Here is a 21,157-nt window from a genome sequence, read left to right as displayed (position 1 = left end):
TCAGAAGGCCGGCGTCAAAATAGGTCACAATAGCCGCCGCTTTCGTAGGGGAATACGCTGGGAACACCGATGAGTCCCCGATTTTCCTTCGTTAAGCCCGTTATCGCCGGGACAACCTGAATGCATCCAGGCCCGGTGGCAGTTGGCCGTTTCGCTTGACGGCCTGGTCGGAAGAGTCAGGAGGGCTCGTTCCGGTCACCCAGAAGACACTCCGATGAACAGAGAGTAACCACGAACCAGCGGAAGCCTGGACCGTTATTCACGCACGCGAAGACATGCCGAAATGCGTTCACCCTTTTTGACATGCCTGTCTGTAGGCTTCGCGGCCCTTCTGGCCGCACTCTCGATGCCCAGCCTGGCTTCCAACCAGGTCACCCATACCTTCAAGCCGTCGAAGAATTCCACCCTGTCGCCCAGCCGGGTCGTCAGCACCCGCCAGTCGGCCAACCGCTCGGTGGTCGCGGCCGCCGCCTCCGAAGTCACCGACCGCGCCTTCAGCATGATCGGCACCCCCTACCGCTGGGGCGGCACCACGCCGAAGAAGGGCTTCGATTGCAGCGGCCTGGTCAACTACGTATTCCAGGATGTCGACGACGTCGACCTGCCGCGCACCGCCCGCGCCATCTACAACATGGACAACAACAAGGTTTCCCGCGGCAAATTGCAGCCGGGCGACCTGGTGTTCTTCCGGATCCGCAGCCGCAGCGTCGACCACGTCGGCATCTACGTCGGCAACGATCGCTTCGTGCATGCGCCGCGGCGCGGCAAGAAGGTCCGCGTCTCCGACCTCAACAGCAGCTACTGGAAGCGCCACTACCTGGCCGGCAAGCGTATCCTGCCGGCCACCCTCGCCCAGGTCGAGAGCACCCGCAAGCGCTGACTCCGGCGCCTGCGGCTCGCTCAGATGCCCCGCCGCGCCTGTTTCCTCAGCAGGCGCGCGCTGTCCCAGCCGGTCAGCAGCACCGCCAGCCAGATCGGCGCGTAGGTCCACAGCTGCTCGACGCGGAATGCCTCGCCGAGGAACAGTACCGCCACCAGGAACAGCAGCACCGGTTCGACGTAGCTGAGGATGCCGAACAGCCCCATCGGCAACAGCCGGCTGGAGGCCATCATCGCGCCGAAGGCCAGCGCGCTGATCAGCCCCAGCATCGGCAGCAGCAGCCACAGCCGCGGCGCCTCGCGGAACGCCTGGCTTTCATCGCCCAGCCAATACAGCGCGAACAACGCCACCGGCAGCAGGAAGAGCATCTCGAAGACGAACCCTGACAGCGCGTCCACCCCCATCTTCCTGCGCAGCATGAAGTACGGCGGGTAGCCCAGGGCGGTGACCAGCGAGACCCAGGAGAACGCCCGGGTCAGCCAGAACTCGTGCAGTACCCCGGCCAGCGCGCAGGCCACGGCGATGCCCTGCAGCGGCGTCAGGCGCTCGCCGTAGAACACCCGGCCGACCAGGACCATCGCCAGCGGCAGGAGGAAATAGCCCAGCGAAAGCTCCAGGGTCTTCCCGGCCAGCGGTGCCCAGATGAAGATGCCCCATTGCAGCAGCATCATCGCCGCGGTCAGCGGGAAGCAGGCCAGCAGCCAGGGCTCGGCGAACAACCGGCGCCAGGCGGCGCGCAGGGTCGGCCACTGGCGGGTGGCGACAACCAGCAGGAGCACCATCGGGATCGACCAGAGTACCCGGTGCGCCAGCACCTGCAGGCTGTCCAGCGGTTCCAGCAGGTGGACGTAGCCCGGCAGGGTGACGAACAGCAGCGAGGCGGCCAGCGACAACAGCACTCCCTGTCCGGAGATCCTCATGCGCGCACCTCGCGGCGGCCGAGCCGGTTGACCCACAACGAGGCGACGATGATCGCGCCGCCCAGCGCCAGGCGCGGCAGGTCGGCGTGCTGGTTCCAGATCAGCAGATTGAGCAGCAGCCCCACCGGCACATGCAGGTTGTTCATCACCGCCAGGCTGCCGGCGTCGACCTCGGTGGCGCCCTTGTTCCACCAGAACTGGCCAAGCGCGGTGGCCAGCAGGCCCATCCACACCAGTACGCCCCATTGCAGTTCGCCGGCCGGCAGGCGCTGCGGATCGCCGAACAGCAGCCAGGCCGGCAGGGCGACCAGCAGCGCGCCGAGGAAGAAGTAGCCGAAGCGCTGGCGCTGCGGCAGTTGCGACGGATATCGACGCACCAGGCGCTTGTACAGCACCTGCCCGGCGGCGAAGGTGGCGTTGGCCAGTTGCAGCAGCAGGAAGCCCTGGAGGAACTCGCCGGTGATCCCGTCGTAGCGGATGATCGCCGCACCCACCACCGCCACCAGCGCGGCGGCCAGGGCCCAGGCATTGAAGCGGCGGTTCAACAGGTCGTCGAGCAGGGCCACGTGGACCGGGGTCAGCACGGTGAACAGCAGTACCTCGGGCACCGTCAGCACGTTGAAGCTGAGGTACAGGCAGACATAGGTGATGCCGAACTGCAGCGCGCCGACCAGCATCACCCCGCCGATGAAGCGCGGCTCCACCCCGCGCCAGCGGGTCAGCGGAAGGAACACCAGGCCGGCGAGGAGGACCCGGGTGAGCACGGCGAAGTAGCTGTCGACCTGGCCGGCGAGGTACTCGCCGATCAGGTTGAAGGAAAACGCCCAGAGGACGGTGACGAACAGTAGATAACGCATGGACCAGGCACCAGGATGGGGCGCCGACCATAACGTTTTTGCCGCCGCCACGGAAGGCCGCGCGGGCCCGCGGCGAACCTCGCCGCTTCCGCGCTATCTGCCGTGCGCGGTCGGCCAGCGGTATTCGAGCCAGTGCTGCATGCGCTGGCGCAGCTGGCCGGTCTGCTCGGCGATGTGCAGCCACTGGTCGACGTAGCGCTTGAAGGCCTCGTCGCGCGGCAGCAGGTAGGCCTTCTCGGCGAAGTCGAAGGGCCGCTCCGGATGCACGGCGCACAATTCCGGGTGCAGCCTGGATTGCAGGCGGGTCTCGATGGCATCGGTCATCATCAGGTCGGCCTTGCCGTCGACGATCTGCTGGAAGATCGTCACGTTGTCCGGGTGTACCAGGATCCGCGCCTGCTTCAGGTGCGCGCGGGCGAACTTCTCATTGGTGCCGCCGGGATTGACGATGGCGGTCACGCCCGGCCGGTCGATCTGCTCCAGAGTCTGGAAGCGCGCCTGGTTGGCGCACAGGGTGATCGGCGTCTTGCCGTCGCGCAGGTAGGGCATGGAGAAGTAGGCCTGGCGCTGGCGCTCCAGGTTGATCGAGATGCCGCTCATGGCGATGTCGAAGCGGTCGTCGGCGAGATCGCGCATCAGGCTCGGCCAACTGGTCGGCACCAGTACCAGCCTGGCGCCCAGGCTCTCGGCCAGGCGCTGCGCCATGTCCACGTCGAAACCGACGTAGCCGCCCTGCTCCGTGCGGTAGCTGAATGGCTTGTAGTCACCGGTGCTGCCCACGCGCAGCACACCGCTGTCGAGTATGCGATCGAGACGGCTTTCCTGCGCCTGCAGGCTGGCGCTGGCCAGCAGTACGAGACAGGCCAGGGCCTGGATGAGATGGCGGATGGATTTCGGCATGGCGGCTCCTCGGGATGGCGGACCGCAGAGAGACTACGCAAGTCGGCGGCCGCGGCCAAATCCCGGGAGGACCTGGAGTCGCTCAGCGGCCCGGGGAAAATCCGTTCACACCGCCATCGACAGCGGCACGCCCCGCAGCCACTCGGGATGGTAGCGCAGCAGCATCTCCAGGCCGCGTTCCTGGTAGGCCGGGAAGCTGATCGCGACCAGCGACTCGCCCTTGTTCTTCTGCGGCGGACCGAGGCGCTCGAGGACCACCCCGTTGCGGATGAAATAGCGCTCCATGGCCGTGGTGGTCACCGCCACCACCGAGCTGGCGCCCAGGTACCAGGCGCATTGCAGGCTGGACCAGAACACCTTCATCGCCAGTTGCGGGTCGTCCGCGGCGCCGGCGGCGTAGCGCGAGAGCTCCCAGACCGACGGATCGCTCGGCGGGGTCTCGCTGCACAGGTAGGCGAAGACGTCCTTGAGCAGGTAGGCCTCGGTGGTCGGCAGCAGGCGGGCGCAGCCGCAGATACCTTCGCGCGGGCTCCTGGCGATGATGTAGCGGGTTTGCGGATGGTCGAACTGGTCGAACTCCTGGCCGCGGGTCCTGGAGGTGGACTCCACGTCCCAACCCAGCTTCTCGATGAAGACCTCGTGCCGGTAGCGTCCCAGCTCGGCGATCATGCTGGCGGAAAGCCCTTCCAGCGATTCCGAGAGCAATTCGATCATGACCAGTCCCCGTGTCGTGCCGGCCGAGAAAAAAAGGCGGCATCCCTACCCCTGTACTCCTGGGCCCTCTCAGTCGGAGGACATACCAGCACACACATGAGGGGGAAGACTAAAGGAGGATGAACGGCAGGCAACCTGCCAGATCTGGTAGGGCGCGCCGGCTGGCGCGCCCTCCGTTCAGATAAGCCCCAGCGCGGCGGCGTAGGCTGCGGCCAGGGTCTTGTTCGGCGCGTCGAACTTCTTCTGGATGTTCTTGTGGTGGAAGTTCACCGTGCTCTCGGAAATGCTCAGGATGATCGCGATTTCTCCCGAGCTCTTGCCGTCGGCGGTCCATTGCAGGATCTCGCGCTCGCGGTGGCTGAGGCAGACCGGGTTGGACATCAGCATCGGATGCTCCAGGTCGGTCAGCTTCTGGGTCAGCAGCTCGATCATGCAGCGCAGCCGCAGGCGGATTTCCTCGCGCTCGAAGCTGGAGATGTTCTGCTGGTCGCGCGCCACCGAAAGCACGCTGAGCAGGTTGTTCGGCGCACGGATCGGCAAGGTCGCGCCGACGCACAGGCCCCAGTCGCGGGCCTCGTTCCAGAGCATCCGGCTCTGGTCGAACAGGCTGTCGCTCCAGACCACCATTTCCGAGGAGCGCAGGCCATTGAGGATCGCCGGGTCGACCGCCCCGTAGTTCTGCATCTGGTAGCGTTCCAGCCAGGCCTTGGGATAGGTACCGTGCACCTCGGTCTTCGGCCGGGTGAAGGGAATCGTGTGACGCACCCCATAGGCGTAGTAATCGAAGCCCAGGCGACGCACTTCCTTTTCCAGGACGGCAAACACGCCCTGGCTGTCGTGGATCGGTTGCATCTCGCTCCGCAAACCGTCCCACCACAGCAAAAAGCCTCCGTCGTTCCTCATTGCAGTAAGCCCTGATCGATAAAATGCATCGCAGCAGAATTGGCCCGGGGTATGGCACTGTCAAGCGTGCTCCCTTGCCGATACGGCAAAACCATGGCAATCCTATCTGTTATGCCAGCACGGCTCAGGACGCGGCTTTCAGCCATCGCACATCCCCCTCCCTATGACAACGTTCGACCACCTGGGCCGCTTTACCGCAAGCGATACTGTGCGGTTGTGACAATTCCATGAAACGCCGACAGGCCGCCGCCAGCGCCGGGTCCTCGAGCAGCCGCCAGAGCGACTCGCGCAGCGCCTGCTCGCGTAGCGGCAGGCCCAGGCGGATACCACAGCCGAGGCGGACCAGGCGTTCGGCGTTGTCGAACTGGTCGTGGGCGCAAGGCAGCAGCACCTGCGGCACCCCCGCCGCCAGCGCCAGGCTCATGGCGCCGATGCCGGCCGGGTGGACCAGCCCGGCGCACGCCGGCAGCAAGGCCCCCAACGGCACGTACGAGCGTTGCAGCACGTGGCTCGGCAAGCCACGCAGCGGCTCCTGGCCGGCGCCGGTGAGGAAGATGCCGCGGGCGCCGAGACGCTCCAGCGCGCGCAAGGCCATGGCATAGAAGTCTCCCTGCAGGTGCTCGGTCGAACCCTGGGTGAACACCAGCGGCCGACTGCCCTGCTCGAGGAAGCGCTGCAACTCGTCGTCGAGGCGGGTCCCCGGGACGCTGCCGTCGAACAGCGGGAAGCCGGTCATGTGCAGCGGTTGCGGCCAGTCCTGCTGGGGCGGTGCGAACCAGGCCGGGAACAGGCAGAGCACTCCCTGTGGCGAATGCATCCACTGGGTGAAGATGCGCTTCGCCGGGCCGACCAGGCCGACCTTGCGGCGCACCGCGTTGATCTCCGGGGCGCAGGTGCGGTCCAGCTTGAAGCGTTCGATGCAGCGCCAGAGCAACTTGCGCATCGCCAGCGGGACCTGCTCGGGCACGTTGAACCTGGGGTGGACCGGCGGCAGGTGCGCCGACAGCAGGGTCGACGGCGAGACCTGCACCGACAGGTAGGGAATCCCGTATTTCTCATGGGCGATCCGCGCGCCCAGGGCCCACAGCGAACCGACCACCACGATGTCGTCGTGGCGCTGTGCGCAGACGTACTCGTAGACCGGCTCGATCATCCCGGCGATGGCCTGCCAGAGCACTCCGAACGAGGTCTTCGGATCCCACAGGCGCGGGTCGCCCATGGTCCGGCGGTAGGTCAGTTCGTCGCTGAGCGGGACGAACTCGATGCCGTGCTGCTCCACCGCGGCGCGAAACACCGGAATGGTGCACAGACTGACGCGGTGGCCGCGCAACTTCAGGGTGCGGGCCAGGCCGATGAAGGGGAACACGTCGCCGGCCGAACCGATGGCGATGAGAATGGCGTGCATGGGGCTACTCCTTGCGTTGTGCAACGGCAAGGCCCGGCCATGCCGGGCCTTCGCAGATCCCGACGGGTCAGGCGTAGCCGATGGCCATCTCGTGGAATCCCGCCGCCTGCTCGGAGCGCCACGGTTCCGGTTGCGCCAGCAGGTGCTCGAGCAACGCCCGGTGCACACGCGCCGCCGCCAGCTTGGACTCCAGGTCGAGGAAGTGCCCGGTGCCTTCCACCCGCGAAAAACTGCAATGCGGCAGGTAATCGCGGAACTGGCGGGCGTCCTCGGCGGTGGTGTACTCGTCCCAGCTGCCGTTGATGAAATGCACGTGACTCTGGATCTGCCCCAGGCAGCTCAGGTAGCCACGGTCATTGAGCGCCAGCACCTGGTCAATGTGGAAACGCGCCTGCTCGTACTCGCCAGTGGCCAGGGAGGCCATGTGCTGATGGTTGCTGGCCTTCAGCCGCGGCGGCAGGTACTTGCCGACGGTCTCGTTGAGCAGGTGGCCGATCGCCGACTTGTCGTCCAGTTCGATCAGTTCCTGGGCCCGCCCGACATAATCGAGCATCGCCTGGTTCAGCCCCGGCGCGAACGCCATCACCACCGAGCTGCGGACCCCGCGCGGGTTGCGCGACAGCGCCAGCAGCGTGGAGATGCCGCCCCAGGAGGCCGAGACCAGGTGGTTGACGGCGAAGCGCTCGATCAGCGCCAGGAGAATCTCCACCTCGTCGTCCTTGGTGATCAACCCGCGCTGCGGATTGTGCTGCCGCGACTGCCCGGCGAAGGGCAGGTCGAACAGCACCACGTTGAAATGTTCGGCCAGGCACTTGCAGGTCCGGGCGAACGAGGCGGTGGTCGCCATTGCGCCGTTGACCAGCATCACCGTGTCGCGCCCGGGATCCTGCCCCACGCGCTCGACATGTACCCGCAGGCCCTTGCATACCGTTACCAACAGACTTTCGCGCCGCATCTCACACCTCCCAAAAAGTTTTCGAACAGGCAAACAGCTATCGCTGCCACGGGTATCCCGGCATTACGTAGAGTTCGTTCTTGTTGTTCGAACGGCAGACAAGTAACTCAGCGGCCACCCGCGCCAATCAGCCACAGCGGGTGCATACCCCTTCAGGGGAGGGGCTTGTATGGATCTTGCAGATCGGCCTGCGCAAACGATTGGCGTCCCTGTTCACGCCAGGCCGATGAACACTTTTTAGCCAATTCGAAAGCTAACGGTAACTGCCAGATTTCACAGGACGGACGCCCGCCATCGTCTAAGCCCCTGTCCACCCGCCATAAGGGCGGGCCAGAGCGGCTGGTGGGCAGGAACGGGGGGTGAGGAAAAAAGCCAAAGAAAAACCGGGCACGAGGCCCGGTTTTCGTTGACGAAGCGCTTTGGCGTCAGGCTTTTGGCAGGGTCACGCCACGCTGCCCCTGATACTTGCCGCCGCGATCCTTGTAGGACACCTCGCAGGCCTCATCGGACTGCAGGAAGAGCATCTGCGCCACGCCCTCGTTGGCGTAGATCTTCGCCGGCAGGTTGGTGGTATTGGAGAACTCCAGGGTCACGTGGCCCTCCCACTCCGGCTCCAGGGGGGTGACGTTGACGATGATGCCGCAGCGCGCGTAGGTGCTCTTGCCCAGGCAGATGGTCAGGACGTCGCGGGGGATGCGGAAGTACTCGACGGTGCGCGCCAGGGCGAAGGAGTTCGGCGGGATGATGCAGACGTCGCTGTTGATGTCGACGAAGCTCTTCTCGTCGAAGTTCTTCGGATCGACCACCGCCGAATGGATGTTGGTGAACACCTTGAATTCGGCGGCGCAGCGCACGTCGTAGCCGTAGCTGGACACCCCGTAGGAAATCACCCGGCTGTCGTCCGCGCCGCGCACCTGGCGCTCGACGAACGGCTCGATCATGCCGTGCTCCTGAGCCATGCGGCGAATCCACTTGTCCGATTTGATGGTCATGGAGGGTGTCCTGTCGAAAGCTGCGAAAAATGATCGCGAATCTTACCGGGGCCGTCGCCGCAGGGCAAAGGCAGCCGTCGTCGACGACTGCCCGGCGGCCTCAGTCGTCGCTGATACTGATGTCCGGCAGGCCGAGGCTGGCCCGCTCGCTGAGGACGATGCGCGCACCGACGTGGCGGGCGATCTCCTGGTAGAGCATCGCCAGTTGGCTTTCCGGGTCGGCGATCACCGTCGGCCGACCGCTGTCGGCCTGGGTGCGGATGGCGATCGACAGCGGCATCGAGGCCAGCAGCTCGACGCCGAACTGCGCCGCCAGCTTCTCGCCACCGCCCTCGCCGAACAGGTGCTCGGCGTGGCCGCAGTTGGAACAGATATGCACCGCCATGTTCTCCACCACGCCGAGCACCGGGATGTTCACCTTGCGGAACATCTCCACGCCCTTCTTCGCGTCGAGCAGCGCCAGGTCCTGCGGCGTGGTGACGATCACCGCGCCGGCCACCGGCACCTTCTGCGCCAGGGTCAGCTGGATGTCGCCGGTGCCCGGCGGCATGTCCACCACCAGGTAGTCGAGGTTGTCCCAGGCAGTCTGGGTGATCAGCTGGATCAGCGCGCCGGAGACCATCGGCCCGCGCCAGACCACCGGCGTGCTGTCGTCGGTGAGGAAGGCCATCGACATGACCTGTACCCCATGCGCCTGCAGCGGCTCGAACCACTTCTGCTCGCGGACCTTCGGCCGGGTGCCTTCCGGCAGGCCGAACATGATGCCCTGGCTGGGACCGTAGATATCCGCATCGAGGATACCCACCCGCGCACCCTCGCGGGCCAGCGCCAGGGCCAGGTTGGCGGCGGTGGTGGACTTGCCGACGCCGCCCTTGCCGGACGCCACCGCGACGATGTTCTTCACGTTGCCCATCACCTCGACCTGCGGCTGCGCCTTGTGCGACTGGATCACGCAGTCGACCTGCACCTCGGCGCGGCCCACGCCGTCGAGCGCCTCCAGGGCCATCTGCAGGGTCTGCGCCCAGCCGTTCCTGAACAGCCCGGCGGCGTAGCCCAGCTCCAGGCGCACCCGCACGCGGTCGCCGTGGATCTCCACCTCGCGCAGGCAGCCGGCGCTGACGGGGTCCTGGTTCAGATAGGGGTCCTGGTACTGGCGGAGGGTGGCTTCCACCGTTTGGCGAGTGATAGCGGACATGGGGGATTTCCTGAGGGTTAAGCGGGGAATCGATGCCGGTCATCCTACCCGAGTGGCACGCGGATGAAAAAAAACCGCCGCTTCTTTATAGTGACCGATCCGTTTAGCTCTCAGCCGATAAGCCGAACCCATGTCCGAACCACGCAAGATCCTCGTTACCAGCGCCCTCCCCTACGCCAACGGTTCCATTCACCTGGGACACATGCTGGAGTACATCCAGACGGACATATGGGTGCGCTTCCAGAAGATGCGTGGCAACCAGGCCATCTACGTCTGCGCCGACGACGCCCACGGTTCGGCGATCATGCTCCGCGCCGAGCGCGAGGGCATTACCTCCGAGCAACTGATCGACGCTGTGCGCGCCGAGCACATGGGCGATTTCGCCGACTTCCTGGTGGACTTCGACAACTACCACTCGACCCACTCGGAAGAGAACCGCGAGCTGTCCCGCGCGATCTACCTGAAGCTGCGCGACGCCGGGCACATCGACACCCGCCCGGTGACCCAGTACTTCGATCCGGACAAGCAGATGTTCCTCGCCGACCGCTTCATCAAGGGCACCTGCCCGAAGTGCGGCACCGCCGACCAGTACGGCGACAACTGCGAGGCCTGCGGCGCGACCTACGCCCCGACCGAGCTGAAGGACCCGAAATCGGCGATCTCCGGCGCCACCCCGGTGCTCAAGGAGTCGCTGCACTATTTCTTCAAGCTGCCGGACTTCGAGGCCATGCTCAAGCAGTGGACCCGCAGCGGCGCCCTGCAGGAGTCGGTGGCCAACAAGCTCGCCGAATGGCTGGACAGCGGCCTCCAGCAGTGGGACATCTCGCGCGACGCGCCGTACTTCGGCTTCGAGATTCCCGACGCTCCCGGCAAGTACTTCTACGTCTGGCTGGACGCGCCGATCGGCTACATGGCCAGTTTCAGGAACCTCTGCGCGCGGCGTCCCGAGCTGGACTTCGACGCGTTCTGGGGCAAGGACTCCGGCGCCGAGCTGTATCACTTCATCGGCAAGGACATCGTCAACTTCCACGCGCTGTTCTGGCCGGCCATGCTCGAAGGCGCCGGCTACCGCAAGCCGACCGCGCTGAACGTGCACGGCTACCTGACCGTGAACGGACAGAAGATGTCCAAGTCGCGCGGCACCTTCGTCAAGGCGCGCACCTACCTCGACCACCTGGACCCGGAATACCTGCGCTACTACTACGCGTCCAAGCTCGGCCGCGGCGTCGAGGATCTCGACCTGAACCTCGAGGACTTCGTGCAGAAGGTCAACTCCGACCTGGTCGGCAAGGTCGTCAACATCGCCAGCCGCTGCGCCGGCTTCATCCACAAGGGCAACGCCGGCGTGCTGGTCGGCGCCGATCCGGCGCCGGAGCTGCTCGCCGCCTTCCGCGAGGCCGCCCCGGGGATCGCCGAGGCCTATGAGGCCCGCGACTTCAACCGCGCCATGCGCGAGATCATGGCCCTCGCCGACCGCGCCAACGCCTGGATCGCCGAACAGGCGCCCTGGGCGCTGGCCAAGCAGGAAGGCCAGCAGGACAAGGTCCAGGCCGTCTGCGGCCTGGGCATCAACCTGTTCCGCCAGCTGGTGATCTTCCTCAAGCCGGTGCTGCCGAAGCTGGCCGCCGCCGCCGAAGCCTTCCTCAACGTCGCCCCGCTGACCTGGGCCGACCACCAGACCCTGCTGGCCAACCACCAGCTGAACCCGTTCCAGCCCCTGATGACCCGTATCGAACCCGCGAAAGTAGAAGCCATGATCGAAGCCTCCAAGGAAGACCTCGCCGCCGCCGCAGCATCCCAACCCGCCGGCAACGGCGAGCTGGTCAAGGAACCCATCGCTGCGGAGATCGACTTCGACGCTTTCGCCGCGGTCGACCTGCGCATCGCCCTGATCGAGAAATGCGAATTCGTCGAAGGCGCCGACAAGCTGCTGCGCCTGTCGCTGGACATCGGCGACGCGAAGCGTAACGTGTTCTCCGGGATCAAGAGCGCGTATCCCGATCCGAGCGCCCTGGAAGGCCGCCTGACGCTCTATGTGGCCAACCTGGCGCCGCGCAAGATGAAGTTCGGGGTGTCCGAGGGCATGGTCCTGGCCGCCGGTCCGGGTGGCGAGGAAATCTATCTGTTGAGCCCGGACAGCGGCGCCAAGCCGGGCCAGCGCGTCAAGTAACGCAGACCACGAAGCCATGGAGGGCTCGATAGAATGAACGCATGGAAGCTTGCCGCCGGCGTCCTGCTGGCGGCGCTCTACGGATGCTCCGGCGAACACGCCGAACGCATTTCCGGCAACGCCGGGTTCCAGGGCGAGACGGGCAAGCCCGGCACTGCCCTCGCCTACGAACACCGCGTCGGCATCCGCCTGCCCGCCGCGCGTATCGACGCGCAACTCGCCGCCAGCCGCGATGCCTGCAACAGCGAGCGCTTCGGCCAGTGCGACGTGCTCGCCATCGAGCAGCGCGGCGGTATCGGCCATTACGCCGAACTCACCGTGCGCATCGTCCCGGACGGCGTCGAGAAGCTGGTGGCCGCGGCCGCCGAGGGCGGCGCGCTGGAAAGCCGGCAGACCCGTGCCGAGGACCTGGCCCAGGCGGTCGCCGACACCCGCCAGCAGCGCGAGCGCCTGGAGCGCGAGTACCAGACCCTGCAGCAATACCAGGGACGCAAGGACATGAGCGTCGCCGACCTGCTGGCGCTGGCCAAGGAAATCGCCGCGGTGGAGGCCCAACTGGCCGACAACGCCCAGGCCGGCGCCCAGCAGCAGCGACGCATCGCCACCAACCTGCTGACCCTGAGCTTCAGCAGCGAAGCGCAGCCGGACAGCCGCCTCGGCCAGCTCGCCACGGCCGCCGGGCAACTGCTCGACGACCTTGTCGATGGCACCATCGCCGCGATGAAGTTCTTCGCCTACAGCCTGCCGTTCCTCGTCGTGCTGCTGCCGCTGGGCCTGTTGCTGCGCGGCCTGTGGCGCTGGCTGCGGCGGCCTGGCAAGAACGAGGCGCGCTGAGCCCAGGCATACGGGCGGACCGGGAGGGTCCGCTCTTTCGCCCAGGACCGCCTGACGGACCTGGCAACTCACAAGGAGGAAGACCGATGACCGCCACCAGCGACCTGATCGAGTCACTGATTTCCTATAGCTGGGACGACTGGCAGGTGACCCGCCAGGAAGCCCGCCGGGTGATCGCTGCGATCCGCAACGACAACGTGCCCGATGCGACCATCGCCGCACTCGACAAGAGCGGCTCACTGATCAAGCTGTTCCAGCGGGTGGGCCCGCCGGAACTGGCGCGCTCGCTGATCGCCAGCATCGCCGGGCGCACCACCCTGCAGCGCTACCAGGCACGCAATGCCTTGCTCCGCAGCCTGATCAACAATCCCCTGGGTACCCAGACCGACAACTGGATCTACTTCCCCACCATCACCTTCTTCGACATCTGCGCCGACCTCGCCGACGCCGCCGGCCGCCTGGGCTTCGCCGCGGCCGGCGCCACCGGGGTGGCCAGCCAGGCGATCCAGGGTCCGTTCAGCGGGGTCGGCGCCACCGGCGTCAATCCGACCGACCTGCCGTCCATCGCCCTCGGCGACCAGTTCAAGCTGCTCAACAAGGACCCGGCGACCGTCACCAAGTACAGCAACCCGCTCCGCGACCTGGGCGCCTACCTGAGCCAGCTGTCGCCGCAAGACAAGCTGAACCAGGCACAGACGCTGGTCGGCCAGCCGATCAGCACGCTGTTCCCCGACGCCTATCCGGGCAACCCGCCGTCGCGGGCCAAGGTCATGTCCGCCGCCGCGCGCAAGTACGACCTGACACCGCAACTGATCGGCGCGATCATCCTCGCCGAGCAACGCGACCAGACCCGCGACGAAGACGCCAAGGACTATCAGGCGGCGGTCAGCCTCAAGGGCGCCAACACCTCCATCGGCCTCGGCCAGGTGGTGGTCTCCACCGCGATCAAGTACGAGCTGTTCACCGACCTGCTCGCCCAGCCGGTGCGCCGCGGCCTGTCGCGCAAGGCGATCGCCACCCTGCTGGCTTCCGACGAGTTCAACATCTTCGCCACCGCCCGCTACATCCGCTACGTCGCCAACCTGGCGGCGCAGCAGGACCTGCGCAGGCTGCCAAAGACCCGGAGCGCGTTTCCCACCATCGATCTGCGCGCCTACGCCGGCAATCCGCGCAACTGGCCACGGGACAATATCCGCGCGCTGGCCTCGGAATACACTTCGCGGCCCTGGGACGACAACCTGTCGCCGGGCTGGCCGATGTTCGTCGACGATGCCTACGCCACCTTCCTCGACCCCGCAATGAGGTTCCCATGAAGACACTCGCCCTGTTGATCGCCAGCCTCGTCCTGCCGGCCTGCACCGTGGAGTCCGGGATCGAGTTCGACAAGCCTCTGGTCCACCCGAACGGCCTGGTGGTGGAGCGCCCGGTCGGTTTCGACGCGCGACGGACCGCCGACGGTTTCCGCTTCGATGAAGGCGGCGACCTGCGCAATCCGCGGCGGCTGGAGCTCGGCCGCGAGGACACGGCGCCGCGCACCGGCCTGGCGAGCAGACGCCTGGACAGCGGCGAAGCGCGCTATGCGATCGAGGAAGACGCCGGCGGCTCGGCCGGCAGCGAATACCACCTGTGGGCAGCCAAGCCGGCTGGCGGCCAGTGGATCGTGGTCAGCGCCAGCGAACAGAGCGAGGATGGCGAGCCGGCCTTCGCCCTGGCCTGGGCGCTGCTGGAGCGGGCCAGGCTGCAATGATCGGCGGAGGGAGATGGCGCGACGGCCTGTCGCCCCTCTTTCCTACGCGTTTGCGCTAGCCTTGCAGGGCAATCCGGCCCGATAATAGGCGATTTTCCCGGCCCAGCCCTGCAACGAATGCCTCGCGTATGACTGAACTCGCCCTGATCCTGGTCAGTGCCATCCTGGTCAACAACTTTGTCCTGGTACAGTTCCTCGGCCTGTGCCCGTTCATGGGCGTGTCGCGGAAGATCGAGACGGCTATCGGGCTATCCCTGGCCACCACCTTCGTCCTGACTCTCGCGGCGATCTGCAGCTACATCCTGCAGCGCTACGTGCTGCGCCCGCTGGACCTGGAATTCCTGCGCACCATCGGTTTCATCCTGGTGATCGCGGTGGTCGTGCAGTTCACCGAGATGCTGGTGAAGAAGACCAGCCCGTTGCTGTACCGGGTGCTCGGTATCTTCCTGCCGCTGATCACCACCAACTGCATCGTCCTCGGCGTCGCCCTGCTCAACGCCAACAGGGCCGAGTACGGATTCCTCGAGGCCACCACCCAGGGCTTCGGCGCCGGCCTGGGCTTCTCCCTGGTGCTGGTGCTGTTCGCCGCCCTGCGCGAGCGCATCGCCATCGCCGACGTGCCGGCGCCGTTTCGCGGAGCGGCCATCGGCATGATCACCGCCGGCCTGATGTCCCTGGCGTTCATGGGCTTCAGCGGGCTGATCCGGCCATGAACGGCGTACTCCTGGCGATCGGCGTGCTCCTGCCGATCTGCCTGGCCAGCGGCGCGCTGCTCGGCTATGCCGCGGTGCGCTTGCGCGTGCAGGGCGACCCGGTGGCCGAGCGGGTCAACGCCCTGCTGCCGCAGACGCAGTGCGGCCAGTGCGGCTACCCCGGCTGCAAGCCCTACGCCGAGGCGATCGCCGCCGGCGACAGGATCAACAAGTGCCCGCCGGGCGGCGCGGCGACCATCCAGGCCCTCGCCGACCTGCTCGACCTCGAGCCCGAGCCGCTCGACGCCGCCGAGGAAACCCCGCCGCGGGTGGCCTACATCCGCGAGGCCGAATGCATCGGCTGCACCAAGTGCATCCAGGCTTGCCCGGTGGATGCCATCGTCGGCGCGGCGCGGCTGATGCACACGGTGATCGCCGACGAATGCACCGGTTGCGACCTGTGCCTGGAACCCTGCCCGGTGGACTGCATCGAGATGCGCGAAATCGCTCCCGACGTGCGCCACTGGAAGTGGCCGCCGCCGTCGCCGCGACTGATCGCCAGCGACCGGGAGCGGGCCGCATGAATGCCCTGCACGATTTCCCCGGCGGCCTCCGGCTGCCGGCCAACAAGCGCCAGTCCACCGCCCTGCCGATCCAGCAGGCGCCGCTGACGCAGCGCTACGTCGTGCCACTCGCCCAGCACATGGGTGCGCCGGCGCGGCCCTGCGTGGAAGTCGGCCAGGCGGTGCTCAAGGGCGAGACCATCGCCCTGGCCGACGGCAGCCTCAGCGCGGCGCTGCATGCGCCGACCTCGGGCCGCGTGGTCGCCATCGGCGAACAGCCCTACCCGCACGCTTCCGGCCTGCCGGCGCCGGCCATCGTCATCGACAGTGACGGCGAGGACCGCTGGACCGAGTTGCAGCCCTGCCCCGACTTCCGCCTCGAAAGCCCGCCGGCGCTGCTCGAACGCATCCGCGCCGCCGGCATCGGCGGCCTCGGCGGCGCCGGTTTCCCCACCGCGGCCAAGCTGGCTGCGCGCCCGGCGGAAAGGATTCATACGCTGGTGGTGAACGGCGCCGAATGCGAACCCTACATCAGCGCCGACGACCTGCTGATGCGCGAGCGCGCCACACGTGTGCTGGGCGGCATCGACATCCTGGCGCGGATCCTGGAGCCCGAAGAAGTGCTGATCGGCGTCGAGGACGACAAACCGGAAGCCATCGCCGCCCTCGGCGCCGCGCTCGGCGAACGGCCCTACCGCATCGTCGTCCTGCCGAGCCGCTATCCCTCCGGCGGCGAGCGCCAGCTGATCCAGCTGCTTACCGGCCAGGAAGTCCCGGCCGACGGCCTGCCGGCGGACATCGGCATCCTCTGCCAGAACGTCGGCACCCTGGCCGCCGTGCATGACGCGGTGGTCCTCGGCCGCCCGCTGATCTCGCGGATCGTCACCCTCACCGGCAAGGCCCTGGCGCGGCCGATGAATGTCGAGGCGTTGATCGGCACCCCGGTCAACGAGCTGCTGGCCTTCGCCGGCCTCGCCGCGGAGCGCCTGCAGCGCGTGCTGATGGGCGGGCCGATGATGGGCTTCGCCCTGCCCGATCTCTCGGTGCCGCTGGTCAAGACCTGCAACTGCCTGCTCGCCGGCGATGCCAGCGAACTGCCGCCGCCGCCGCCGGCCATGCCGTGTATCCGCTGCGGCGACTGTGCGCAGGTCTGCCCGGCGAGCCTGTTGCCGCAACAGTTGCATTTCTTCGCCCTGGGCGGCGAGCACGAACAACTGCTGGCCCACCACCTGTTCGACTGCATCGAGTGCAGCGCCTGCGCCTACGTCTGCCCGTCGGACATCCCGCTGGTGCAGTACTACCGCGCGTCCAAGGCGCAGATCCGCGAGCAGCGGCAGAAACTGCGCAAGGCCGAGCAGTCCCGCGAACGCTTCGAGCAGCGCCAGGCGCGCCTGACGCGCGACGAGGAGCGCCGGGCGGCCGAACGGGCCGAGCGGGCGGAAAAAGCCGCGCGGGTACGCGCCGCCCAGGCCGAACGCGAGGCAGCCACACCCGTCGCGGCGGCCGACCCGGTCCAGGCGGCGATCGAGCGGGCCAGGGCGCGCAAGCAGGCCGGTAGCGGCAGCGAGCGGCTGAAGCGACTGAAGATCGAAGCGAGCATGGCCCGGGTGGCCCTGAAGAAGGCCGAGAAACAGCTGCTCAGCCACGACACCCCGGAACAGCACGGCCTGGTCGCCGAGCTGCGCGCCGCCGCCGAGGCCGCCGACAGGGCCCTGGCCGATGCCCAGGCCAGCCCGCCGCGCGACGAGCCCGCCGCGCCGGCTGCCACGTTCGACGACGAGGCCGCGCTGAAGCAGGCCAAGGTCCAGGCCGCCATGGCCCGGGCCCAGCTCAAGCGCTCGGAGAAGGCTTTCGGCGATACGCCCAGCGCCGAACAGCAGGCGACCCTGGCCACGCTGCGCGCCGAGGTCGAGCGCTGCGAAGACGCTCTCGCCCGCCTCGAACGCAGTTCTCCCAGGCCCACCGAGCCCCGCGACGACGGCCAGGCCGCGCTGAAGCGGGCGAAGATTGCCCTGGTCGGCAAGCGTGCGGCGCTGCAGAAAGCCGAACAGTCCGGCGTGATGGACAGCGAGCTGGAACGCCTGCGCGGCGAGCTGCAAGCCGCCGAGCGCGACCTGCACGCCGCCGAGGATGCCTGCGGCAGGCCGGCGCCCGACCTGGTACGGATCGACAAGCGCGCGGTCGACCCGCGCACCCGCGAGCTGAAGACCGAACTGGCCTATGCCCGCGCCGGCCTGAAGAAGCTCGAACGCCTGGCGAACGCCGATCCCGCCGTCCTCGACGCCGCCCGCGCGCGCCTGGGCGCCGCCGAGCGGGCACTGGCCGAACACGGCACGGAGAGACCATGACCCTGCCCCGCCCCACCTCGCCCCATATCCGCGGCCCCCTGCGCACCCCGGCGATCATGCGCCTGGTGCTCAGCGCCTGCGTGCCCGGCCTGTTCACGCTGACCTGGCTGTACGGCGCGGGCACCCTGCTCAACCTGGCCTGGGCCGGCCTCGTCGCGCTGGCCTGCGAAGCCGCCATGCTGGCCCTGCGCAAACGTCCGCCGGGGATGTTCCTCAAGGACGGCAGCGCGCTGGTCACCGCCCTGCTCCTGGCCGTCGCCCTGCCGCCCTGCGCGCCCTGGTGGCTGACCCTGGTGGCGACCGGTTTCGCCCTGATATTCGGCAAGCACCTGTACGGCGGCCTCGGGCAGAACCCGTTCAACCCGGCGATGCTCGGCTACGTCGTGGCGCTGGTCTCGTTCCCCCTGGAAATGACCCGCTGGCCCTCCCCGGACAGCGCACCCGGCCTGGCCGACAGCCTCCACGCCTTCCTCGGCCTGGCTGTGCAGCCGGACGCCTGGGCCCACGCCACCGCCCTCGACGTGCTGAAGACCAACCGCAGCCTGACCGTCGACGAGCTGTTCGCCGCCGATCCGGCCTTCGGCCACCTCGGCGGCGCCGGCGGCGAGTGGGTCAACCTGGCATTCCTCCTCGGCGGCCTGTTCCTGCTCTGGCGCCGGCTGTTCACCTGGCACGCGCCGCTGGGCATGCTCGCCGGCCTGTTCGCCATGAGCCTGCTGTTCTGGAACGGTTCCGGCTCCGATTCCCATGGTTCGCCGCTGTTCCACCTGTTCAGCGGGGCGACCATGCTCGGCGCCTTCTTCATCGTCACCGACCCGGTGTCCGGCGCCACCAGCAATCGCGGCCGGCTGCTCTTCGGTCTCGGCGTCGGCGTGCTCACCTACCTTATCCGCGCCTGGGGCGGCTACCCGGACGGCGTGGCGTTCGCCGTGCTGCTGATGAACCTGGCGGCGCCGACCATCGACTACTACACCCGGCCGCGCACCTACGGCCACCGCAAGGCCGAGCGCGGCTTCCGGAGGGGTGACTGATGGATGCCGCCATGCGCTCGATGGCGAAGAACGCCCTCCTGCTGGGGATGTTCGCGCTGGTCACGGTAGGCCTGGTGGCGCTGGTCCACCAGGTCACCGCGCAGCGTATCGCCGAGTCCCAGCGCGAGGCGCGCGGACGCGCCCTGCTGGAGCTGCTGCCGCCGGGCAGCTACGACAACCATCCGCTGGACAGCCAGGTGGAGACCTTCGCGCCAGCGCTGCTCGGCCTGGACACCCCGCACCCGGCCTACGTCGCCCGCCTGCGCGGCGCGGCCAGCGCGGTGATCCTCCAGGCCAGCGCGCCGGACGGCTACAGCGGTGCCATCCGGTTGCTGGTCGGGGTCGGCGCCCAGGGCCGGCTGCTCGGCGTGCGCGTGGTGGCGCACAAGGAAACCCCCGGGCTCGGCGACCGCATCGAACTGGCCAGGAGTCCCTGGGTGCACGGTTTCGCCGGTCGGAGCCTGGACGACCCGGGGCCGTCCGGCTGGGCGGTGAAGAAGGACGGCGGCGCATTCGACCAGTTCGCCGGCGCCACCGTCACCCCACGCGCCGTGGTCCGCGCCGTGCACCGGGCCCTGCAATACTTCGACGCCAACCGCGAGCGCCTGCTCGCCCCCGAGGAGGCCGCCGGACATGAGTGAGCAAGGCTTGCGCGAGATCGCCCGCGACGGCCTGTGGCGCAACAACCCGGGCCTGGTCCAGTTGCTCGGCCTGTGCCCGCTGCTGGGCACCAGTAACTCGACGGTCAACGCCCTCGGCCTGGGCCTGGCCACCCTGCTCGTGCTGGTCTGCTCCAACGCCGCCGTGTCGCTGGTGCGCGGCGCGGTCAGCGAGGCGATCCGCCTGCCGGCATTCGTCATGATCATCGCCGCGCTGACCACCTGCATCGAGCTGCTGATGCAGGCCTGGACCTACGAGCTGTACCAGATCCTCGGCATCTTCATCCCGCTGATCACCACCAACTGCGTGATCCTCGGCCGCGCCGAAGCCTTCGCGGCGAAGAACGGCGTGCTGCGCGCCAGCTTCGACGGGCTGCTGACTGGCCTCGGCTTCGCCCTGGTGCTGCTGGTCCTGGGCGGCCTGCGCGAACTGCTCGGCCAGGGTACCCTGCTGGCCGACATGCAACTGCTGTTCGGCCCGGCCGCGGCGACCTGGAAGATCCAGGTCTTCCCGCACTACCAGGGCTTCCTGCTGGCGATCCTGCCGCCGGGCGCGTTCATCATGCTCGGCCTGCTGATCGCCCTGAAGAACCGTATCGATGAAAGCCTGGCGGAACGCGCCAGGGCGCAGGCGGGCGACGTACCCGCCAGCCCCCAGCGCCAGCGCGTCCGCGTCACCGGAGTGATTGAATGAATGCCGCCAAGCGCGCGGAGATCTTCCGCCGACTGCACGAAGACAACCCCGAACCCAGGACCGAACTGGCCTACACCACGCCCTTCGAACTGCTCATCGCGGTGATCCTCTCCGCCCAGGCCACCGACGTCGGGGTGAACAAGGCCACCGCGCGCCTCTACCCGGTGGCCAATACCCCGGAAGCGATATACGCCCTCGGCGTCGAGGGGCTGTCGGAATACATCAAGACCATCGGCCTGTTCAACAGCAAGGCGAAGAACGTCATCGAAACCTGCAGGATCCTCATCGAGAAGCACGGCAGCCAGGTCCCGGACAACCGCGAGGACCTCGAGGCCCTGCCCGGCGTCGGGCGCAAGACCGCCAACGTGGTGCTCAACACTGCCTTCCGGCAACCGACCATGGCGGTCGACACGCATATCTTCCGGGTCGCCAACCGCACCGGCATAGCGCCGGGAAAGAATGTGCTGGAAGTGGAAAAGAAACTGCTGAAGTTCGTGCCTCGCGACTACCTGCTCGACGCCCACCACTGGTTGATCCTGCATGGCCGCTACGTCTGCAAGGCTCGCAAGCCACAGTGCGGAAGCTGCCGGATCGAGGACCTGTGCGAATACAGGCACAAGACTTCCGACGATTGATCAACTATTCGGAATCTTATCTTTACGATTGAAAAAATCTTTTTTACCAGTCACGGCTTTGTC

At 67.5% G+C, this 21,157-nt stretch carries 21 protein-coding genes; 12 read left to right on the top strand and 9 right to left on the bottom strand.

What is annotated here, in order from left to right; translation table 11 throughout:
* The first annotated feature begins 283 nt into the window (after positions 1 to 283).
* Positions 284 to 880: a C40 family peptidase gene (locus tag B7D75_RS07670; protein ID WP_034081925.1), complete on the top strand. Its 597-nt coding sequence runs from the start codon at positions 284 to 286 to the stop codon at positions 878 to 880.
* 20 nt (positions 881 to 900) lie between these two features.
* On the opposite strand, the gene rarD is transcribed toward B7D75_RS07670, so the two are convergent.
* From rarD to apbC, 9 genes are all read right to left on the bottom strand, one after another.
* The gene (rarD, locus tag B7D75_RS07665) at positions 901 to 1,800 is read right to left on the bottom strand and encodes an EamA family transporter RarD (RefSeq protein WP_033996716.1); all 900 of its coding nucleotides are present in this window, start codon (positions 1,798 to 1,800) and stop codon (positions 901 to 903) included.
* Complete coding sequence (locus tag B7D75_RS07660) at positions 1,797 to 2,657, bottom strand: carboxylate/amino acid/amine transporter (RefSeq protein WP_107113891.1); 861 nt, start codon at positions 2,655 to 2,657, stop codon at positions 1,797 to 1,799. The genes rarD and B7D75_RS07660 overlap by 4 nt, the downstream gene beginning before the upstream one ends.
* Before the next feature lie 93 nt (positions 2,658 to 2,750).
* Complete coding sequence (locus tag B7D75_RS07655; RefSeq protein WP_012074802.1) at positions 2,751 to 3,557, bottom strand: transporter substrate-binding domain-containing protein; 807 nt, start codon at positions 3,555 to 3,557, stop codon at positions 2,751 to 2,753.
* A 105-nt stretch (positions 3,558 to 3,662) separates the two neighbouring features.
* Complete coding sequence (gene rhlI, locus B7D75_RS07650) at positions 3,663 to 4,271, bottom strand: acyl-homoserine-lactone synthase RhlI (protein ID WP_033996717.1); 609 nt, start codon at positions 4,269 to 4,271, stop codon at positions 3,663 to 3,665.
* A 177-nt stretch (positions 4,272 to 4,448) separates the two neighbouring features.
* Positions 4,449 to 5,174, bottom strand: coding sequence for a quorum sensing system transcriptional regulator RhlR (gene rhlR / locus B7D75_RS07645; protein WP_003119559.1), 726 nt, complete (start codon positions 5,172 to 5,174; stop codon positions 4,449 to 4,451).
* A 124-nt stretch (positions 5,175 to 5,298) separates the two neighbouring features.
* The gene (locus tag B7D75_RS07640) at positions 5,299 to 6,579 is read right to left on the bottom strand and encodes a glycosyltransferase (protein ID WP_003155939.1); all 1,281 of its coding nucleotides are present in this window, start codon (positions 6,577 to 6,579) and stop codon (positions 5,299 to 5,301) included.
* Between the two features lie 67 nt (positions 6,580 to 6,646).
* Positions 6,647 to 7,534, bottom strand: coding sequence for a 3-(3-hydroxydecanoyloxy)decanoate synthase (gene rhlA, locus B7D75_RS07635; protein ID WP_012074800.1), 888 nt, complete (start codon positions 7,532 to 7,534; stop codon positions 6,647 to 6,649).
* Between the two features lie 425 nt (positions 7,535 to 7,959).
* Complete coding sequence (gene dcd, locus B7D75_RS07630) at positions 7,960 to 8,526, bottom strand: dCTP deaminase (protein WP_003092017.1); 567 nt, start codon at positions 8,524 to 8,526, stop codon at positions 7,960 to 7,962.
* 100 nt (positions 8,527 to 8,626) lie between these two features.
* Positions 8,627 to 9,721 (bottom strand): iron-sulfur cluster carrier protein ApbC, encoded by a 1,095-nt coding sequence (gene apbC / locus B7D75_RS07625; protein ID WP_107113890.1) that lies wholly within the window; start codon positions 9,719 to 9,721, stop codon positions 8,627 to 8,629.
* Positions 9,722 to 9,851: 130 nt separating this feature from the next.
* Between apbC and metG the strand changes: the two genes are divergently transcribed.
* The 11 genes from metG (at position 9,852) to nth (ending at position 21,094) form a co-directional block, all read left to right on the top strand.
* Entirely contained in the window at positions 9,852 to 11,891 is a 2,040-nt protein-coding gene (gene metG / locus B7D75_RS07620; RefSeq protein ID WP_107113889.1) for a methionine--tRNA ligase, read from the top strand.
* A gap of 33 nt (positions 11,892 to 11,924) precedes the next feature.
* Entirely contained in the window at positions 11,925 to 12,725 is an 801-nt protein-coding gene (locus tag B7D75_RS07615) for a DUF4349 domain-containing protein (protein WP_053816867.1), read from the top strand.
* An 86-nt stretch (positions 12,726 to 12,811) separates the two neighbouring features.
* On the top strand, positions 12,812 to 14,038 hold the full coding sequence (tse3, locus tag B7D75_RS07610; RefSeq protein WP_012074797.1) for a type VI secretion system effector muramidase Tse3: 1,227 nt from the start codon (positions 12,812 to 12,814) through the stop codon (positions 14,036 to 14,038).
* Positions 14,035 to 14,472 (top strand): Tsi3 family protein, encoded by a 438-nt coding sequence (locus B7D75_RS07605; RefSeq protein ID WP_034081936.1) that lies wholly within the window; start codon positions 14,035 to 14,037, stop codon positions 14,470 to 14,472. Before tse3 ends, B7D75_RS07605 begins: the two co-directional genes overlap by 4 nt.
* 128 nt (positions 14,473 to 14,600) lie before the next feature.
* On the top strand, positions 14,601 to 15,185 hold the full coding sequence (rsxA, locus tag B7D75_RS07600; protein ID WP_003158080.1) for an electron transport complex subunit RsxA: 585 nt from the start codon (positions 14,601 to 14,603) through the stop codon (positions 15,183 to 15,185).
* Entirely contained in the window at positions 15,182 to 15,748 is a 567-nt protein-coding gene (gene rsxB, locus B7D75_RS07595; protein WP_107113888.1) for an electron transport complex subunit RsxB, read from the top strand. Before rsxA ends, rsxB begins: the two co-directional genes overlap by 4 nt.
* A complete protein-coding gene (rsxC, locus tag B7D75_RS07590; protein ID WP_107113887.1) occupies positions 15,745 to 18,075 on the top strand; it encodes an electron transport complex subunit RsxC in 2,331 nt (776 codons plus the stop codon). Before rsxB ends, rsxC begins: the two co-directional genes overlap by 4 nt.
* Entirely contained in the window at positions 18,072 to 19,106 is a 1,035-nt protein-coding gene (locus B7D75_RS07585; RefSeq protein WP_107113886.1) for an RnfABCDGE type electron transport complex subunit D, read from the top strand. The genes rsxC and B7D75_RS07585 overlap by 4 nt, the downstream gene beginning before the upstream one ends.
* Entirely contained in the window at positions 19,106 to 19,747 is a 642-nt protein-coding gene (gene rsxG / locus B7D75_RS07580) for an electron transport complex subunit RsxG (protein ID WP_058136377.1), read from the top strand. The genes B7D75_RS07585 and rsxG overlap by 1 nt, the downstream gene beginning before the upstream one ends.
* Entirely contained in the window at positions 19,740 to 20,459 is a 720-nt protein-coding gene (locus B7D75_RS07575; protein ID WP_053816865.1) for an electron transport complex subunit E, read from the top strand. Before rsxG ends, B7D75_RS07575 begins: the two co-directional genes overlap by 8 nt.
* Positions 20,456 to 21,094 carry an endonuclease III gene (nth, locus tag B7D75_RS07570; RefSeq protein ID WP_003157202.1) on the top strand — a complete coding sequence of 213 codons (639 nt, stop codon included), beginning with the start codon at positions 20,456 to 20,458 and terminating at the stop codon, positions 21,092 to 21,094. Before B7D75_RS07575 ends, nth begins: the two co-directional genes overlap by 4 nt.
* Positions 21,095 to 21,157: the final 63 nt, after the last annotated feature.

It is taken from the genome of Pseudomonas paraeruginosa (assembly GCF_003025345.2).
Classification (GTDB): domain Bacteria; phylum Pseudomonadota; class Gammaproteobacteria; order Pseudomonadales; family Pseudomonadaceae; genus Pseudomonas; species Pseudomonas paraeruginosa.
Note: the sequence above shows the minus strand (reverse complement) of the source record. Positions and strands in the feature narration are given on the sequence as shown.

What these genes read in the sequence shown, in the direction of transcription:
- B7D75_RS07670 (WP_034081925.1), top strand. Translation starts at nt 284, where the DNA reads ATGCGTTCACCCTTTTTGACATGCCTGTCTGTAGGCTTCGCGGCCCTT.
- rarD (WP_033996716.1), bottom strand. Translation starts at nt 1,800, where the DNA reads ATGAGGATCTCCGGACAGGGAGTGCTGTTGTCGCTGGCCGCCTCGCTG.
- B7D75_RS07660 (WP_107113891.1), bottom strand. Translation starts at nt 2,657, where the DNA reads ATGCGTTATCTACTGTTCGTCACCGTCCTCTGGGCGTTTTCCTTCAAC.
- B7D75_RS07655 (WP_012074802.1), bottom strand. Translation starts at nt 3,557, where the DNA reads ATGCCGAAATCCATCCGCCATCTCATCCAGGCCCTGGCCTGTCTCGTA.
- rhlI (WP_033996717.1), bottom strand. Translation starts at nt 4,271, where the DNA reads ATGATCGAATTGCTCTCGGAATCGCTGGAAGGGCTTTCCGCCAGCATG.
- rhlR (WP_003119559.1), bottom strand. Translation starts at nt 5,174, where the DNA reads ATGAGGAACGACGGAGGCTTTTTGCTGTGGTGGGACGGTTTGCGGAGC.
- B7D75_RS07640 (WP_003155939.1), bottom strand. Translation starts at nt 6,579, where the DNA reads ATGCACGCCATTCTCATCGCCATCGGTTCGGCCGGCGACGTGTTCCCC.
- rhlA (WP_012074800.1), bottom strand. Translation starts at nt 7,534, where the DNA reads ATGCGGCGCGAAAGTCTGTTGGTAACGGTATGCAAGGGCCTGCGGGTA.
- dcd (WP_003092017.1), bottom strand. Translation starts at nt 8,526, where the DNA reads ATGACCATCAAATCGGACAAGTGGATTCGCCGCATGGCTCAGGAGCAC.
- apbC (WP_107113890.1), bottom strand. Translation starts at nt 9,721, where the DNA reads ATGTCCGCTATCACTCGCCAAACGGTGGAAGCCACCCTCCGCCAGTAC.
- metG (WP_107113889.1), top strand. Translation starts at nt 9,852, where the DNA reads ATGTCCGAACCACGCAAGATCCTCGTTACCAGCGCCCTCCCCTACGCC.
- B7D75_RS07615 (WP_053816867.1), top strand. Translation starts at nt 11,925, where the DNA reads ATGAACGCATGGAAGCTTGCCGCCGGCGTCCTGCTGGCGGCGCTCTAC.
- tse3 (WP_012074797.1), top strand. Translation starts at nt 12,812, where the DNA reads ATGACCGCCACCAGCGACCTGATCGAGTCACTGATTTCCTATAGCTGG.
- B7D75_RS07605 (WP_034081936.1), top strand. Translation starts at nt 14,035, where the DNA reads ATGAAGACACTCGCCCTGTTGATCGCCAGCCTCGTCCTGCCGGCCTGC.
- rsxA (WP_003158080.1), top strand. Translation starts at nt 14,601, where the DNA reads ATGACTGAACTCGCCCTGATCCTGGTCAGTGCCATCCTGGTCAACAAC.
- rsxB (WP_107113888.1), top strand. Translation starts at nt 15,182, where the DNA reads ATGAACGGCGTACTCCTGGCGATCGGCGTGCTCCTGCCGATCTGCCTG.
- rsxC (WP_107113887.1), top strand. Translation starts at nt 15,745, where the DNA reads ATGAATGCCCTGCACGATTTCCCCGGCGGCCTCCGGCTGCCGGCCAAC.
- B7D75_RS07585 (WP_107113886.1), top strand. Translation starts at nt 18,072, where the DNA reads ATGACCCTGCCCCGCCCCACCTCGCCCCATATCCGCGGCCCCCTGCGC.
- rsxG (WP_058136377.1), top strand. Translation starts at nt 19,106, where the DNA reads ATGGATGCCGCCATGCGCTCGATGGCGAAGAACGCCCTCCTGCTGGGG.
- B7D75_RS07575 (WP_053816865.1), top strand. Translation starts at nt 19,740, where the DNA reads ATGAGTGAGCAAGGCTTGCGCGAGATCGCCCGCGACGGCCTGTGGCGC.
- nth (WP_003157202.1), top strand. Translation starts at nt 20,456, where the DNA reads ATGAATGCCGCCAAGCGCGCGGAGATCTTCCGCCGACTGCACGAAGAC.